We start from the raw sequence: 16748 nt of genomic DNA, 5'->3' as shown, positions 1-16748 counted from the left end.
GCCAAGGATATACCGGCCTTGGCGGTGTGACTGTATTGATTTAGACCTGACAGAATCAAATATAGTACATCTACTATATGACGTAGGTTGTACTTCCATATCAGTAGCTGAATGTTATATAAAGCAAGCCGGACATAAAAGGTGCCCTCAGCGGCGACGCTGCAAGGTCATCTATAGAGCTAACAATCAGCCACCGAGTACCCGTACATGTCGATCTATGAACAAGGGCTAGGCCCTGCGGCTGTCAATCATATTGCCTTGTCTCCGCTCAGTTTCATCGAGCGCACCGCCAGCGTTTATCCGGACTACCCCGCCGTCATCCATGGTTCTCTTCGCCGCACCTGGGCGCAGACCTACACCCGCTGCCGCCGTCTGGCTTCGGCGCTGGCCGGTCGCGGCATCGGTAAGAACGACACGGTGGCGGTGATGCTGCCCAACATTCCCGAGATGCTTGAAGTGCACTTCGGCGTGCCGATGATTGGCGCGGTGCTCAACCCGCTCAACGTGCGCCTGGATGCCGAAGCAATCGCCTTCATGCTGCAGCATGGCGAAGCCAAGGTGCTGATTACCGACCGCGAGTTCCATGATGTGATTCACGCGGCGATCGGCATGCTGGATCACCCGCCGCTGGTCATCGACGTCAATGATCCGGAATACGGCGAAGGCCAGGCGGTCAGCGACCTGGACTATGAAGCGCTGTTGGCCGAAGGCGATCCGGCCTTCGCCTGGCAATGGCCGACGAACGAATGGGACGCCATCTCGCTGAATTACACCTCCGGCACCACCGGCAACCCCAAAGGCGTGGTTTACCACCATCGCGGTGCTTATCTGAACTCGTTGGGCAACCAGATGACCTGGGCCATGGGCAACCATCCGGTGTACCTCTGGACCCTGCCGATGTTCCATTGCAACGGTTGGTGCTACCCGTGGATCATCACTGCCATGGCCGGTGTGCATGTATTCCTGCGCCGTGTCGATCCACAAAAAATCCTCACGCTGATCCGCGAGCATCAGGTCACCCACCTGTGCGCTGCACCAATCGTGCTCAATGCCTTGGTCAATATGCCGGAATCGGCTAAAGCGGCGATTGATCACCCGGTCAACGCGATGGTCGCCGGTGCCGCGCCGCCGGCCAAAGTGATCGGTGCCGTGGAAGAAATGGGCATCAAGGTCACCCACGTGTATGGCCTGACCGAAACCTATGGTCCGGTGACGCTCTGCGCCTGGCATGCCGAATGGGATGAGTTGCCGCTGGACGAACGGGCGCAAATCAAATCCCGTCAGGGCGTGCGCTACCCGACGCTTGAAGGCGTGATGGTCGGCGATTCGAAGACGCTGGAGCCGACCCCGCGAGATGGTCAGACCATCGGTGAGATCTTCATGCGCGGCAACACCGTGATGAAGGGCTACCTGAAGAACCCGACCGCCACGGCTGAAGCGTTCGAAGGCGGCTGGTTCCACACCGGCGACTTGGCGGTGTGTCATCCGAACGGTTACGTCGAGATCAAGGATCGACTCAAGGACATCATCATTTCCGGCGGCGAGAACATTTCCACCATCGAACTGGAAGGCGTGCTTTATCGCCATCCGGGTGTGATGGAAGCGGCTGTCGTCGCCCGTCCCGATGAGAAGTGGGGCGAAACGCCCTGCGCCTTTATCACGTTGAAGGCTGATCACCAGGACGTTCGCGAGGCCGACATCATCAGTTTCTGCCGCGAACACCTGGCTGGATTCAAAGTCCCGCGTACGGTGGTTTTCACCCTGTTGCCGAAGACTTCAACCGGCAAGATTCAGAAGTACGTTCTGCGCGACAGGGCCAAAGCGCTCTAACCGAATCGACGTTGTACCCGTCAGGCGGCCGGTGTTTTTACCGGCCGCTTCGGGCTCGTGCAGGCCGGATTCGGCGCTGCCCTGCCCTTGAATACCCAAAGCATCGATAACAACAACAAGATGGAGCCACCCATGATCGACATCCATTCAACCGATACCCAACGCTGTGAACGCATTCGGTCCAACCCGAAATTCATTCAATTGGTGAGCAGCCGTTCGCGCCTGGCCTGGTCGCTGAGTGCTGCCGTGCTCGGCACTTATTACGCGTTCATGCTGGTGGTGGCGTTTGCCCCGCAATGGTTGCATGCGCCGCTCGCCGAGCATCGGATGTTGACCCTGGGCATGCCGGTTGGCGCGGCGATCATCATTTTTTCCTGGCTACTGACCGGTTGGTACGTCTACCGCGCCAACACGCGTTTCGATGCACTGGGCGCCGCCATTCTCGAGGAGAGCAAGTAATGAACCTGCTCCGTAAACTTCTCCTCGCCGGTGCAGGGCTCCTGCCGGCCTCCGTTGTGCTGGCTGCACCCGCGCTGGGTGCGGTGGAAAAACAACCGCTCAACCTGCATGCAATCGGCATGTTCTTCCTCTTCGTGCTGGGCACGCTGGCCATCACCTGGTGGGCCGCGCGGCAAACCAAATCCACATCTGACTTCTACACCGCGGGCGGTGGCATCACCGGGTTCCAGAACGGTCTGGCGATTGCCGGCGACTACATGTCCGCCGCCACGCTGCTGGGGCTGTCCAGCCTGGTGTTCGCCAAGGGTTATGACGGCTTCATCTATACCATCGGCTTCTTCGTCGGCTGGCCGATCATCACCTTCCTGATGGCCGAGCGTCTGCGCAACCTGGGGCGCTACACCTTTGCCGACATTGTGTCCTATCGACTGGACCAGAACAAAGTGCGGATCTTCGCAGCCTTCGGTTCGCTGACGGTGGTGTGCTGCTACCTGATCGTGCAGATGGTCGGTGCGGGTCAATTGATCAAGTTGCTGTTCGGCCTCGACTACCCGGTAGCCGTGGTAATCGTCGGCGCGCTGATGCTGGTGTATGTGATTTTCGGCGGCATGATCGCCACCACCTGGGTGCAAATCATCAAGGCTGTGTTGCTGCTTGCCGGCGGCACAACCCTGGCGTTCATGGCGATGTCGCAATTCGGTTTCAGCTACGAAACCCTGGCCACCAAAGCCGTCGAAGCCCACGCCAGCGGCTGGAACATCATGGGCCCCGGCTCGATGCTCGCCGACCCGATCAACACCGCTTCGATGTCGCTGGGCCTGGTGTTCGGGATCGCCGGTTTGCCGCACATTCTGATGCGCTTTTTCACCGTGCCTAACGCCAAGGAAGCGCGTAAGTCGGTGTTCTATGCCACCGGCTTCATCGGCTTCTTCTTCCTTGTTGTCTGCACCCTGGGCTTTGCCGCGATGGTGATCATCGGCACCGACCCGCAGTACTACGTCAATGGCGAAGTCGGCGGTGCCTTGATTGGCGGCGGCAACATGGTCGCCATGCACCTGGCCAAAGCGGTCGGCGGCAACCTGTTCTTCGGTTTCCTCTCGGCCGTGGCCTTCGCCACCATTCTGGCAGTGGTCTCCGGGTTGGCCCTGGCCGGTGCTTCGGCGATTTCCCATGACCTCTACGCCACGGTGTTCAAGAAAGGCAAAGCCAGCCAGAAACAGGAAATGCGCGTGACCCGCATGGCCACTGTGGGCCTGGGCATCATCGCGATTCTGCTGGGCATTCTGTTCGAGAAGATGAACGTCGCGTTCCTGGTGGGCCTGACCTTCGGCATCGCCGCATCGACCAACTTCCCAGTGCTGATCATGGCCATGTACTGGAAAGGCCTGACCACCAAAGGCGCGATCATCGGTGGTTTCGCCGGCCTGATCTGTGCGTTGGTGCTGGTGATCCTCTCGCCTGCCGTCTGGGTCACCGTGCTCGGCCATGCTCACGCGATCTTCCCGTACGACCACCCGGCGCTGTTCTCCATGCCGCTGGCGTTCTTCGTGATCGTCGTGGTGTCGAAACTCGACCGCAGCGTGCGGGCCGACAAAGAGCGTGACGCTTACGCCGACCAGTTCGTTCGCGCCCAGACCGGCCTCGGTGCCGCCAGCGCTTCCGCTCATTGATAGAAAGGGCACGGCCTGCTAACGCGGCGCCGTGCCCATCGCACAACCTTTTGAGGTTCTCGTTATGCCCGAATTCAACGCCCCGCTGCGCGACATGCGCTTTGTGCTGCATGAAGTGTTCGACGCCCCGGCCCTGTGGGCACGCCTGCCAGCCCTGGCTGACAGTGTCGATGCCGCCACCGCCGACGCCATTCTTGAGGAGGCGGCCAAAGTCACTTCGCACCTGATTGCGCCATTGAATCGCAGCGGCGACGAGGAAGGCGCCCAGTGGGTCGATGGCCAGGTCAGCACGCCAATCGGTTTCAAACAGGCTTATGCCACCTACATCGAAGGCGGCTGGGTGGGCCTTTCCGGTAACGCCGATTTTGGCGGCATGGGCATGCCGAAGATGCTCGCCGTGCAGTTCGAAGAAATGCTCTACGGCGCCAACTCAAGCTTTGCACTCTATTCAGCGTTGAGTTCTGGTGCCTGCCTGGCACTGGATGCCCACGCCAGCGACACCCTGAAAAACCTCTACCTGCCGCCGATGTACGAAGGCCGCTGGGCCGGCTCCATGTGCCTGACCGAAGCCCACGCCGGCACCGATCTGGGGATTATCCGCACCCGCGCCGAACCTCAGGCCGACGGCAGTTTCAGCATCACCGGCAGCAAGATCTTCATCACCGGTGGCGATCAGGACCTGACCGAAAACATTGTCCATCTGGTGCTGGCCAAACTGCCGGACGCACCGGCGGGACCGAAAGGTATCTCGCTGTTTGTAGTGCCCAAAGTGCTGGTCAATCCCGACGGTTCCCTCGGCGACGCCAACGCTGTGAGTTGCGGTTCGATCGAACACAAGATGGGCATCAAGGCCTCGGCCACCTGCGTGATGAACTTCGACGGCGCCAGCGGTTGGCTGGTCGGCGAAGCCAACAAAGGTTTGGCGGCAATGTTCACCATGATGAATTACGAACGCCTGTCCATTGGCATTCAGGGCATCGGCTGCGCCGAAGCGTCCTATCAGAGTGCCGTGGCTTACGCTCGCGAACGTGTTCAGAGTCGCGCGCCGACCGGTGCTATTGCTCCGGACAAAGTGGCTGACCCGATCATCGTTCACCCCGACGTGCGCCGCATGCTGCTGAGCATGAAAGCCATGACCGAAGGAGGTCGCGCGTTCGCCAGCTATGTCGGGCAGCAACTGGACCTGGCGAAGTTTTCCGATGACACCCAGGAACGGGACAACGCGCAAACCCTGGTCGCGCTGCTGACGCCGGTGGCCAAGGCGTTTTTCACTGACACCGGCCTGGAAAGCTGCATCAACGGCCAGCAAGTGTTTGGTGGCCATGGCTACATCCGCGAATGGGGCCAGGAACAATTGGTCCGTGACGTGCGCATCGCGCAGATCTACGAAGGCACCAACGGCATTCAGGCTCTGGACCTGCTCGGACGCAAAGTGCTCGCCGACAAGGGCTTTGCGCTGCGCCAGTTCACCGGCGAGATCCGTCATTTCGCTCATCAGCCTGACTCGCCCTACTCCGCTCAACTGTTCGATGCCGTACAGCGTCTGGAAGACCTGAGCGACTGGCTGCAGGATCAGGCCGCGACCAACCGCAACGAAATCGGCGCTGCATCGGTCGAGTATTTGCACCTGTTCGGCTACGTCGCCTACGCCTGGCTTTGGGCGCGTATGGCACAGGTTGCCAAGCAAAAGCTGCACGAAGACGAAGGGTTTTATGGCGCGAAGATCGCCACCGCCGACTTCTATATCCACCGCCTGCTGCCGCGCATTCTGAGTCTGGAGCAATCCATCCGCGCGGGCAGTGCCTCCTTGTTTGGCCTGAGCGCCGAACAGTTCTAACGATTGAACCGCACGCGGCGCCACGCTCCTATCTTTTCGGCGTTCGCGTTTTTTATCGATAAGCCCTCGCCCACCTGGCGAGGGCCGTGGGACCTGTCTTTCCATAATAAAAACAAAGGGACTTCAACATGGACCGCAACACCCGCACCCTCGCTACCCGACTGTTGCTGGCCGGCGGCGTCATCAGCCTCTCGGCCCCCGCCGCTGCCGACTTTGTCAAAGACAGCAAGGCCAGCCTTGAGCTGCGCAACTTCTACTTCAACCGTGACTATCGCCAGGACAACGCCGCCCAATCCAAACAAGAGGAGTGGGCCCAGGGTTTCCTGCTGCGCTATGAATCGGGATTCACCGAAGGATTGATCGGCGTGGGTTTCGATGCGATTGGCCTGGTCGGCGTCAAGCTCGATTCCAGCCCTGATCGCGCAGGCTCCGGCCTGCTCAAACGCCACCGCGACACGAGCAAAGGTGCGCAGGACGAGTACGGCGAACTGGGCCTGACCGCCAAAGTGCGGGCCTCGAAAAGCACGCTGAAACTCGGCACGCTGCTGCCGAAACTGCCCACGGTATTGGCCAACGATTCACGTTTGTTGCCACAAACCTTCAAGGGCGGTCAGTTGACGTCGCTGGAACTCGAAGGCCTGACCGTGGATGCCGGGCGACTGACACAGGTCAATCAGCGCGACTCCTCGGACTACGAGGACATGGGCATCACCCGCACCGGCGCCAAGGGCATCACGACGCGTCATGTCGACAGCGACAGCTTCGATTTCGCCAGCCTGAACTACAAATGGACCAGCAACCTCGCCACCGGCTACAGCTACGGCCATCTCGATAACTTTTACAGCCAGCACCTGGTCAACCTGACCTACGTGTTGCCGGTCACAACCGGCCAGTCGCTGAAGACGGATCTGCGCTTCGCCCGCTCCACGGATGATGGCGGCAGCAATGTTGATAACAATGCCATTGGCGCGATGTTCACCTACAACCTCGGCGGGCATGCGTTGGGCCTGGGTTATCAAGGCATGAGCGGCGACACCGGCTACGCCTACATCAACGGCACCGACGCCTTCCTGGTGAACTTCGTGCAGATCGGCGACTTCGCCAGCAAGGACGAAAAATCCTGGCAGGCGCGCTACGACTACAACTTTGCGGCCATTGGCGTTCCGGGCCTGACCTTCATGACCCGCTACCTCACCGGCGACAATATCGATCTGGGCGGCAATCGTCCGGAAGGTAAGGAATGGGAGCGTGATACCGACATCGGTTATGTCGTGCAGAGCGGGCCGCTGAAGAATGTTGGGGTGAAATGGCGTAACGCGACGGTGCGCTCGACCAATTTCGGCAGTGATCTGGATGAAAACCGTTTGATCGTCAGCTACACCTTGCAGATCTGGTAAGCACCCTTCCCCCAGATCGTTCCCACTCCGCGTGGGAACGATCACCCGCGGCAGTGGCCAGAGTAGGTTAAGATGCCTGCAAACCAGGCCCGCCGCGAGACGCCCCGCATGACTGATACCACCCCCCGCCTGATCAAGAAGTACCCCAACCGCCGACTGTATGACACCCACACCAGCAGTCATTTGACGCTGGCGGACATACGCCAGTTGGTGGTCGACAAAATTGCCTTTCAGGTGGTCGATGCCAAGAGCGGCGAGGATCTGACGCGCAGCATCCTGCTGCAAGTGATTCTGGAAGCCGAAAGCGGCGGTGAGCCCATCTTCACCACCGAAATGCTGCTGGGGGTTATCCAGTTCTACGGCCCTTATCAAGGCGTACTCGGCAGCTATCTGGACAAGAGCATTCAGACCGTGATCGACATCCAGTCCCAGACCGGCGCGCAATCGTCCGAAGCCTGGAGCGACTTCATGCACCAGCAGGCGCCGGTGATGCAGGATCTGATGCGCCAGTATGTCGACCAGTCGAAGGCGCTTTATCTCAACACCCAGAACCTGTTCGGCATGTTCGGCGGCAAGCCTGACGCTGATGGCGGAAAGAAAAAAGACGGTGAATGAAGTACTCCCGAGTCATTGACAGTCGTGCGACGTCTACTAGGCTCACAGTCATCCTGCCTCCCCCACTGAACCACGGCACTTAAACGCAAGGCTTGGTGAAGTCGTCAATCTTTAGCGCCTGTTCGCAACTGTTCGAATGCAGACCTCAAGCAATCGTCAGCGCAACGGGCTAACGCTCTTTCGCGCGCATTAATACTTAATGCATAACGCGAATGACCAGGCACTTTCCACCTGCACTTTCACATTGGGAGGCAGTCGTGCACAAAGTCTTGAAGCTCGTCAGCTATGCAGTGCTCGTGCTGATGGCCAGCGCGGTCGTCTATGCCGGAGTGATCGGCATCACCTATTGGACCGGTATCGGCGTATAGGGAGTTCGCAATGAACAAACGCCAGACACGCTCATTCGCGCTGATATCGACGGCAATCGCCGCTGTGGTGTTTCTGGGCATGACTGTCGACAGTCACCGACAGTTTCCCACACTGACCAATGCCCAACAGATCACGCCGCAGGTCACTCGCGGCAAGGATGTCTGGCATCAATACAATTGCATCAATTGCCACACCCTGTTCGGCGAGGGGGCTTATTACGCCCCGGATCTGACGAAAATCACCCAGCAGCGCGGCGCCCCTTATCTCACTGCGTTCCTCAAAGACCCCTCAAAGTTCTATGACGAGAAACGCCATCGCCGACTGATGCCGAACCTGAAACTCGGCGACGAGGAAATCGCCGATTTGATCACCTTCCTCGACTGGGTGAGCAAGGTCGACAATCAAGGCTGGCCACCGCGCCCGATTCTGGTGACCGGTGCGTCGATCCCCGGCATGGACCTCACCGTGGCACAGCAGAATGCCACCGGCGGCGGCCAACCACCTCCCGCCGCCCGCCCGGTGTCCGGCAAGGAAGACCCGATCGCCCTGGGCGAGGCGTTGTTTCGAACGACCGCAACGCCGGTGTGCAGCGCTTGCCACTCGATTGCTCCGGGCGTCAACCTCGCCGGGCCATCACTCGCCGGGTTGGCCAATCGGGCCAAGCAGGTCATCGCCTCGCCTGACTATAAAGGCAAGGCCAAGGACGCCGAAGGTTTCATCCGCGAATCCATCGTCACGCCGAGTGCCTACCTGCATCCGGGCGACATGTTTTCCGCCAACGGTATGTCCTTCATGCCGGACACCTTCGCCAAATCGCTAACGCCCGAACAGATCGATCAACTGGTCGCCTATCTGGCGTCGTTCCAGTAACCGCAGGGGATGACCATGCGCTACAGATCTCAATCCGTCGCCTACTGGTATTTCGCCGTTGCCATGGTGTTGTTTGGCCTGCAACTGGTCTTCGGCCTGCTCTCGGCGGCCAAATACCTCGGGCCGGATCCGCTGCTGAACCTCTTGCCATTCGATGTCACCAAGTCCATTCACACTAATCTGTTGATCGTCTGGGTGCTTACTGGGTTCATGGGCGCGACTTACTGGATGGTGCCAGATGAATCCCGGGGCGAGTTGCACAGCACTAAACTGGCTTACATCCAGCTCGGGTTGTGGACGGCCATGGGAGTCACCGCCGTTCTTGGTTACCTGTTCGGTTATGGCACCGGGAACAAGCTGCTCGAACAGCCGCTGCCCCACAAGATCGTGATCGTGATTTGCATGCTGATGTTCCTCTACAACATCGGCATGACAATCAAGAAGGCCGGGCGTTTCACAGCCACCGAGGGCGTCCTGCTGCTGGGCCTGGCCAGCGCCGCCGTGCTCTTTCTGCCAGCGCTGCTGCATTATGAAAGTTACGTGGTGTCGATCTATTACCGCTGGTGGACCATCCACCTGTGGGTCGAAGGTGTCTGGGAGATGATCCAGGGCGGCTTCCTTGCCTATCTGCTGATCCGGCTGTCCGGCGCTGACCGCGAGGTGATGGAGAAGTGGCTGTACGTGATCGTCGGCCTGGTGTTCATTGCCGGCATTCTGGGCACCGCACACCATTATTACTGGATCGGCGTTCCCCATTACTGGCTGCCACTGGGTGGCTTCTTCAGTGCGCTTGAGCCGATGGCGCTGATCGGCATGGCGATCTATGCCTACAACGCGATGCGCCGCTCCGGCCTCTCTCACCCCAACAAACTGGCCTTGCACTGGACCTTGGGCAGCGCCGTGTTCACCATGTTCGGCGCCGGTCTGCTGGGGTTGGCCCACACCTTCCCCGACGTCAACAAGTGGACCCACGGCACCCTGATTACCGCCATGCATGGCCACGCAGCCTTCTATGGTGCCTATGCCATGATTGTCCTTGCAATGATCACCTATGCGCTGCCCGGCATGACCCGTCGTCCGGTGGAGGAAAGCAGTATCGGTTACTGGGCGTTCTGGCTGCAGTTGGGGGGAATGTTCGGCATGACCCTGTCATTTGCCACGGCGGGCATTGGTCAGGTGTACCTTGAACGCATTCTCGGCCTGGGCTACCTGGACGTGCAGCTGAAGATTCAGGTGCACTTCCTGATGCTGGTGGCGACAGCGTCGATGTTCAGCCTGGGTGCCGGACTGTTCATCTTCGAATTTTTCCGCCATGCGCCGGACTTCAATGTCGATGAAGCCGATCCGGTCCTGGCCACACCTCAAGCCTCTGGCGCGGCGCTGTAATGGAACGTTCGCTGATGCACGCCGAACCCGCAGCGCTGCAAGCTGAACCTTATTACCAGCCGAGCGGCGACGAGGTGGCGATTTTCGAGCAATGCCACGCGCAGCAACTGGCCGTCATGCTCAAAGGCCCCACCGGTTCTGGCAAAACCCGTTTTGTCGAACACATGGCCTGGCGTCTCAAGCGCCCGTTGATCACCATTTCCTGCCATGACGATCTGAGTGCCAGCGACCTGGTCGGGCGTTTCCTGATCGGACACCAGGGCACCCATTGGACGGAAGGCCCGCTGACCCGAGCCGTCCGCGAAGGCGCTATCTGTTACCTGGACGAAGTGGTCGAAGCGCGGCAAGACACGATTGTCGTCCTGCACCCGCTGACCGACCACCGACGGATTCTGCCGCTGGACAAAATCGGCGAGATCCTCGAAGCCTCACCACACTTTCAGCTGGTGGTGTCCTACAACCCCGGCTACCAACGAATACTCAAGGATTTGAAACCGAGTACCCGCCAGCGCTTTGTGGCGCTGGATTTTGACTTCCCGCCGGCCGAGCGCGAAATCGCCATCGTCATCCATGAGGGTGGCACCGACTACGCCAGCGCCCACGCCCTGGTCACCCTCGCCCAGCGGCTACGCGCCTTGCAGGACCGAGGGCTGGCAGAAGTCCCCAGCACTCGTCTACTGATTGCCACTGCGCGGCTGATTGCCCGCGGCATTGCTGCGCCCATCGCGTGCCGGGTCGCGTTGATCTCGCCGCTGTCCGATGACGCGGTGCTGGTCGCGGCCATGCGCGACCTTGTCGACCTGACATTTATCTAGATGGCCGAAGCCGAGGACCTCATCACCGACGTCGCACGCCACGCTACGGTGTATGCGCAGGCGTTGTGGCGTCGTCACCGGGCACCCTCGGACGCTGCAAAAATCGTCGCCCTTGGGGATGTCGCACAACACCTCGATTTACTGATCAAGGCGGTGTTCGACACCCACTATTCGCTGCGCGTCGCGCAACCACCCTCGCCCCCCACGTTCCTGAAAAAGCTTTTGCTGCGTCACGAGAAGCCGTGTCGGCAAAGCGCCGTCCCGGCGACCGATGGCGTGACCATATGGCTACCGGAGGACTTGGGCAGCAACGAGGGTCCGCTCACGCTGGAACGTTATAGAACCCTGGCCTTGCGACAGGCGATGTGTGCCCGACGAGGCAGTGCCAGCGCCCTGTCAGCCCTCGACAACCCGATGCAGCGCAGCGTCTATCTAATTCTGGAAGCCTGGGCCGCCGATACGGATTTGGTGCGACTGTTGCCGGGATTGGCGCCATCGATCCATGGCTTGCGCCAACATGCCCTGGCGACTCGCCCGCCGCTTCACGCCTTTCCCAATCATCGACAACCCTTGGAAAACTTCCTTCGTTTACTGCTGAGCAGCGAATGCGGCACGCCTCTGGAAGGGCTGGAGATACCTGCCAAAACAGCCGACTCCCTGCAACAGTCAGAAACCCTCGCAAGGCGTCTCCTGTCCGTCGACGAATCTCACGAGATCGGCGCTCATCAGTTGCTGCTTGATGCCTGGACCGGCGACCTGCGCGAGCCGCCGGTGGGTCTGAAGGTGCAGCCCTTGCCCGGTGACATCGACACAGTCGATACCCTGCCGCGCAGTGCCCGCCTCGCACGTCAGCCCACTGTGCGCGAAGCCTGTGCCGGCGAGGACGATGATCAGGAACAAGGCCTGTGGATGGTGCAGCCCGCCGAACCGCTGGAAAAGGCCGAAGACCCCATGGGGATGCAGCGCCCTGCCGACCGGGATACCGACACACCAGCAGCTGATTTTGCCGAGTCATTGTCCGAACTCAACGAAGCCCGACTGGTGATCACGGCAGATCGCCCGAAAGAAGTGCTGCTGTCCGACGACCCGCCACAGACCCGCGCTCAGCGCGGTGCACAGGATCTCGCCAACAACGCAATCAGCTACCCCGAGTGGGATTACCGCCGCCAGGTCTACCGTGATCCGGGGGCGACCCTGCAACTGTGTCCTGCCCTGGAAGGCCCGCAGCAGTGGGTAGAGCGAACCCTCGACACTCACCGTCCGGTGCTCGATGCCATCCGCCGGCAATTCGAAAGTCTGCGAGCCCAACGCGTCAGGCTGCGCAAACAATGGGAGGGCGACGATATCGATCTGGAGGCGTATATCGACGGTTGCGCCGAGGCCCGCGCCGGCCTGAGCATGCCGCAGGCGCTGTATCAGACCCAGCGCCGTGGCCGGCGCGACATGGCGATCATGTTGCTGATCGACGTCAGCGGCTCCACCGACAGCTGGCTGTCCAGTCATCGCCGGGTCATTGATGTCGAGCGCGAGGCGTTGCTGCTGGTCTGTCTGGCGCTGCAGAGCCTGGGCGAGCCTTATAGCATGCTGGCGTTTTCCGGCGAAGGACCGCAGCGGGTCACGATCCGCACCTTGAAAGCATTCGATGAGCGCTACAGCCATGAAGTCGGTCGGCGCATTGCCGCCCTCGAACCGGAATGCTATACCCGGGCCGGCGCAGCCCTGCGCCACGCCAGCACATTGCTGATGCGCGAAGCCGCCACGCACCGTCTCTTGTTACTGCTCTCTGACGGCAAGCCGAACGATGTTGATCAGTACGAAGGCCGCTATGGTGTGGAAGACATGCGTCAGGCCGTGACCGAAGCCAAGCTCCAAGGCATCTATCCCTTCTGTTTGACCATCGACCGCCAGGCGGCGAATTACCTGCCGGCGGTATTCGGCTCGCGGCAATATGCCTTGCTGCACAGACCCGAACTGTTGCCCGGGGTCCTGCTGGACTGGATCAGGATACTGGTATCAGCGTGATTCAGAGCCGCCCCGCCAAGGTTTTCCGCGGCACAAAAAAATGGCGATGGGGAATGAACCCATCGCCATTGGTGCCGCTTGCTTAACGTGACTTACTTGTTACCGCTGGTAGCCTTGGCGCTTGCTTCTGGGGCCGCTTTGGTGGCCGCGGCAGTCGCTGCGTCGAAACTGCTCTGAGCCACATCGGCAGCCTGTTTTACAGCTTTCTGTGCGCTTTCGAACACGGTACCGGCATTCGCCAGGCTCGACTTGAACGCTGCCACAACAGGCTCGGAGCCGGCCGGTGCATTCTTGCTGATGGTTTCAACGAACTCTTGCACCTGTTGGGTGCCCGCTTCGACCTGGCTCGAGGTCAGTTTGGCGATGTCCGACTGAGTACCCACGATCAGCGCTTGAACCTGACGATTGAACTCGGCCAGACGTTCGGCCTGTGCGCTCGGCTGGGTGAACGAAGCCTGCAGCTCGGCGAAACCCTGTGGATCACGGACGGCCAGCAGCTTGCGAACACCTTCGAAGTGCTCTTCGGTGGAGTCGCGCAGTGCCTTGAACTGCAACTGGCTGAGCTGTTCAACGCTGGCGAAGACTTTGCCGCTGATTTGCTGCAACAGATCGAGGTTGGCTTTCTGAGCGGTTTGCAGTTTTTCCGAATTGAAAAAAGACATGCTTGAATCTCCTGGTACTGGAAGGCCCTGATGGGCCTGAGGACGCGATAGCGATCCGGCCAGTCATCGCGTTAGCCTTGATATTGCAGTGCACAAAATCATTTGGCAACGTCTATTTTTGTGCGCTGCAAAATAAACTTTGCTAAAGCCCTCCTTGTTAGCTGTAAACTCCTGCTCATCGAACGGCCAGAGTAGCCCTCTTTATCTAAAGGGGTCTGACGGGCTGGTTCCCATGCACAGCGTCAGGAGATCACGATGGGTCAGGAATTAAATATTGCGCTGCAAGATGAAGAGTTCTCCGAACCCGCCGGCTTGTTCGAACACCTGAATCATCTGCAACGCCTCAATACCCGCAACGTCCTCGACGCCGTGCAGAAGCGCCAGGCCAAGACCTTCGCGCCTTTAAGCCTTGGGCAACTCCGACAGCCAACGCCTGCTGACTGGCAGGAATACTTCACGGACCTCGGCCAACGCAGCGTGTTGTTCTGGGACACCTTGCGTCAGCGCGGCGACAACACCCTGGCCCACGAACGCGCCGGGTATCCGCTGCTGCTCAAGTTCAATCATGAAACGCTGGTCGCCGGTGAAGACCTGCCCCGCCCGGTCAACTATTCGTTGTTGCAAATCGTTGGCGGTCCCGGACAACAGATCGACAGCAAAAAACAGCCGGTGATCATCATCGACCCCCGCGGCGGTCACGGCTCGGGCATCGGCGGTTTCAAACAGGATTCGGTCATCGGCGAAAGCCTGAGAGCCGGCCACCCCACCTACTTCATCTCCTTCAGTCACTCGCCCCGCCCTGGGCAAACCCTCGCCGATATCACAGAAGCCCAGGCGCGGTTCATCGAAGTCGTCAACGCCCGACATCCCGACAGCACCAAACCCGTGGTAATCGGCAACTGCCAGGCGGGCTGGGCGTTAATGGGGCTCGCCGCCACCCGTCCGGAGCTGCCGGGGCTGATCATCGTCAACGGTGCACCGTTGTCGTACTGGGCCGGCGTCAATGGCCGCAATCCGATGCGCTATTCCGGCGGTCTGCTGGGCGGTGGCTGGATGGCACGGCTCGGTAGCGACCTGGGTAATGACCGTTTCGACGGCACCTGGCTGGTCAGCAATTTCGAAAACCTGGACCCGGCCAACGCCTGGTGGGGCAAGTACTACCACCTGTTCAGCGAAGTCGACAGCGAGGCCGCACGCTTCCTGGATTTCGAACGCTGGTGGGGTAGCCCGACCCTGCTCAATGGCGAAGAGATCGAGATGATTGTCGACGACCTGTTTATCGGCAATCGGCTGTCCGGTGGCCTCGGTCGCAAGAGCAGCGGGCTTGACCTCAAGCTGATTGAGGTGCCGGTGGTGGTGTTCTGCTCGTATGGTGACAACATCACCCCTCCGCAGCAGGCACTGGACTGGATCTCCGACGTTTATCCCAGCGATCTCGCGTTGCAAAATGCCGGACGCACCATCGTTTACTTGCGACACGCGAGCATCGGTCACCTGGGCATCTTCGTGTCCGGTGAAGTGGCGCGGCGTGAGCACCGTGAATTACTCGGTGCGGTCGATGCGATCAATGCGCTGTCGGCCGGGCTGTATGAAATGCTGATCGAAGACCTGCCGGAGAACTCGGCGACGCAGTATGCCGTGCGTTTCGAACGTCGACGTATCGCCGATATCCATGGCCAGGTGCAGCCGCCCCGTGATGACGATCGCGAATTTGCGCTGGTCCAGCGCGCGTCCGATATCAACAACAGTGTGTACGACGAATTCATACGCCCATGGTTGCGCCAGCTGATCAACGAACCGAGCGCCGAAATGCTGCGCCGCGCCCACCCTTTCCATCAGCAGCAAGTGGCCTGCAGCAGTTTGAACCCGGCGCTGTGGTGGCTGGCCGGCAGTGCCGCTCAAGTGAGCAAGGATCGTCACCCCGCCAGCGAGAGCAACCCGTTACTGGTCTGGCAGGAACTGTTTTCCAACCAGATGCAGGACGCCTTGAACGGTTATCGGGATCTGCGTGATGCGGCTCAGGAAATGTGTTTCTACGGCGTGTATGGCGTACTCAACAGCCTCGCCGGCAATGCACCCGGGCGAAATCTGCAGGAACATGCCGAGCAGCACGACAAGGTTTTGATCGAGCGCTTGCAGGATGCCCTGCCCCTTGGCGGCCTGATGGAAGCCTTGATACGGATCCTGTTCCTGCTGGGCCGCGACAGCGACGAACCGGGCAAGGAAAGTGTCGAAAAATTGATCCTGCAGCTGCAAGTGTTGCTTCAGGACTACAGTGCCGAGCCGCTTGATTTGCGCGAAACCCTGCGCCTGCAAAAACTGCTGGTCGCTACCCATCCGCTAGAAAGCCTGCACAGCCTGCCCGTGATGCTTGCCGAGGTCGAAGAACGCCAGCAAGTGTTGGCAGCCGTCGCCAATTTGCTGCCGGAACTGCTGACCAGCGGCGCAGACAACCCATTCTGGCGTGAGCTGCACACGCTGCTCGACGTGCCGCTGCCAGGTTTCAGCCTGACCCAACCACCGGGTGAAGCCGATGCCATCGAAGAGAAAGTTCCGGTGGTAGCCCCACAGCCAATCAAGCAAAAAGCCCCGGTGGTAGCCCCAGAGCCAATCAAGCAAAAAGCCCCGGCGGTAACCCCTGAGCCGATCAAACAGCAAGCCCCAGCAGTAACCCCTGAGCCAATCAAGCAGAAAATACCCGCAGTGACCCCAGACCCCATCGCCAAGGTTGCGAGTCCGGTGCGCAAACCTGCCAAGGGCAAGAAAGGCGTGAAAAAACCTCCGGTGAAATAACGTTGAACGCCGACGAGGACCGC

At 60.0% G+C, this 16748-nt stretch carries 12 protein-coding genes; 11 read left to right on the top strand and 1 reads right to left on the bottom strand.

The genetic code is table 11. The features are described 5' to 3' along the window. Positions 1–207 precede the first annotated feature (207 nt). From MO767_RS02500 to MO767_RS02455, 10 genes are all read left to right on the top strand, one after another. Positions 208–1830: an acyl-CoA synthetase gene (locus MO767_RS02500; protein ID WP_282479264.1), complete on the top strand. Its 1623-nt coding sequence runs from the start codon at positions 208–210 to the stop codon at positions 1828–1830. 132 nt (positions 1831–1962) lie between these two features. Next, positions 1963–2289, top strand: coding sequence for a DUF485 domain-containing protein (locus MO767_RS02495; protein ID WP_282479263.1), 327 nt, complete (start codon positions 1963–1965; stop codon positions 2287–2289). Then, a complete protein-coding gene (locus tag MO767_RS02490) occupies positions 2289–3959 on the top strand; it encodes a cation acetate symporter (RefSeq protein ID WP_282479262.1) in 1671 nt (556 codons plus the stop codon). Before MO767_RS02495 ends, MO767_RS02490 begins: the two co-directional genes overlap by 1 nt. A 64-nt stretch (positions 3960–4023) precedes the next feature. Further along, on the top strand, positions 4024–5796 hold the full coding sequence (locus tag MO767_RS02485; RefSeq protein ID WP_282479261.1) for an acyl-CoA dehydrogenase C-terminal domain-containing protein: 1773 nt from the start codon (positions 4024–4026) through the stop codon (positions 5794–5796). Between the two features lie 128 nt (positions 5797–5924). Continuing rightward, complete coding sequence (locus tag MO767_RS02480) at positions 5925–7193, top strand: OprD family porin (RefSeq protein WP_282479260.1); 1269 nt, start codon at positions 5925–5927, stop codon at positions 7191–7193. Between the two features lie 72 nt (positions 7194–7265). Further along, entirely contained in the window at positions 7266–7808 is a 543-nt protein-coding gene (gene phaR / locus MO767_RS02475) for a polyhydroxyalkanoate synthesis repressor PhaR (protein ID WP_349016912.1), read from the top strand. A 378-nt stretch (positions 7809–8186) separates the two neighbouring features. Beyond that, positions 8187–9047 carry a cytochrome c gene (locus MO767_RS02470; RefSeq protein WP_282479258.1) on the top strand — a complete coding sequence of 287 codons (861 nt, stop codon included), beginning with the start codon at positions 8187–8189 and terminating at the stop codon, positions 9045–9047. 15 nt (positions 9048–9062) lie between these two features. Further along, positions 9063–10433: a cbb3-type cytochrome c oxidase subunit I gene (locus MO767_RS02465; protein ID WP_282479257.1), complete on the top strand. Its 1371-nt coding sequence runs from the start codon at positions 9063–9065 to the stop codon at positions 10431–10433. Beyond that, on the top strand, positions 10433–11248 hold the full coding sequence (locus tag MO767_RS02460; RefSeq protein ID WP_282479256.1) for a CbbQ/NirQ/NorQ/GpvN family protein: 816 nt from the start codon (positions 10433–10435) through the stop codon (positions 11246–11248). Before MO767_RS02465 ends, MO767_RS02460 begins: the two co-directional genes overlap by 1 nt. After that, the gene (locus MO767_RS02455) at positions 11249–13270 is read left to right on the top strand and encodes a VWA domain-containing protein (RefSeq protein WP_282479255.1); all 2022 of its coding nucleotides are present in this window, start codon (positions 11249–11251) and stop codon (positions 13268–13270) included. 92 nt (positions 13271–13362) lie between these two features. Here MO767_RS02455 and phaP read toward each other — a convergent pair whose 3' ends face one another. Continuing rightward, complete coding sequence (gene phaP, locus MO767_RS02450) at positions 13363–13932, bottom strand: TIGR01841 family phasin (protein WP_282479254.1); 570 nt, start codon at positions 13930–13932, stop codon at positions 13363–13365. A 255-nt stretch (positions 13933–14187) separates the two neighbouring features. Between phaP and MO767_RS02445 the strand changes: the two genes are divergently transcribed. Beyond that, complete coding sequence (locus MO767_RS02445; protein WP_282479253.1) at positions 14188–16725, top strand: DUF3141 domain-containing protein; 2538 nt, start codon at positions 14188–14190, stop codon at positions 16723–16725. Positions 16726–16748: the final 23 nt, after the last annotated feature.

Source organism: Pseudomonas sp. UYIF39 (assembly GCF_029963765.1).
Lineage (GTDB): Bacteria > Pseudomonadota > Gammaproteobacteria > Pseudomonadales > Pseudomonadaceae > Aquipseudomonas.
The sequence above is the reverse complement of the archived record's forward strand: the minus strand, read 5'-3'. Positions and strand labels throughout refer to the sequence as shown.

Excerpts from the sequence above, each read along its gene's own strand:
- MO767_RS02470 (WP_282479258.1), top strand. The coding sequence starts at position 8,187 with ATGAACAAACGCCAGACACGCTCATTCGCGCTGATATCGACGGCAATC.
- MO767_RS02495 (WP_282479263.1), top strand. The coding sequence starts at position 1,963 with ATGATCGACATCCATTCAACCGATACCCAACGCTGTGAACGCATTCGG.
- MO767_RS02460 (WP_282479256.1), top strand. The coding sequence starts at position 10,433 with ATGGAACGTTCGCTGATGCACGCCGAACCCGCAGCGCTGCAAGCTGAA.
- MO767_RS02445 (WP_282479253.1), top strand. The coding sequence starts at position 14,188 with ATGGGTCAGGAATTAAATATTGCGCTGCAAGATGAAGAGTTCTCCGAA.
- MO767_RS02500 (WP_282479264.1), top strand. The coding sequence starts at position 208 with ATGTCGATCTATGAACAAGGGCTAGGCCCTGCGGCTGTCAATCATATT.
- MO767_RS02465 (WP_282479257.1), top strand. The coding sequence starts at position 9,063 with ATGCGCTACAGATCTCAATCCGTCGCCTACTGGTATTTCGCCGTTGCC.
- MO767_RS02455 (WP_282479255.1), top strand. The coding sequence starts at position 11,249 with ATGGCCGAAGCCGAGGACCTCATCACCGACGTCGCACGCCACGCTACG.
- MO767_RS02485 (WP_282479261.1), top strand. The coding sequence starts at position 4,024 with ATGCCCGAATTCAACGCCCCGCTGCGCGACATGCGCTTTGTGCTGCAT.
- MO767_RS02480 (WP_282479260.1), top strand. The coding sequence starts at position 5,925 with ATGGACCGCAACACCCGCACCCTCGCTACCCGACTGTTGCTGGCCGGC.
- phaR (WP_349016912.1), top strand. The coding sequence starts at position 7,266 with ATGCCTGCAAACCAGGCCCGCCGCGAGACGCCCCGCATGACTGATACC.
- MO767_RS02490 (WP_282479262.1), top strand. The coding sequence starts at position 2,289 with ATGAACCTGCTCCGTAAACTTCTCCTCGCCGGTGCAGGGCTCCTGCCG.
- phaP (WP_282479254.1), bottom strand. The coding sequence starts at position 13,932 with ATGTCTTTTTTCAATTCGGAAAAACTGCAAACCGCTCAGAAAGCCAAC.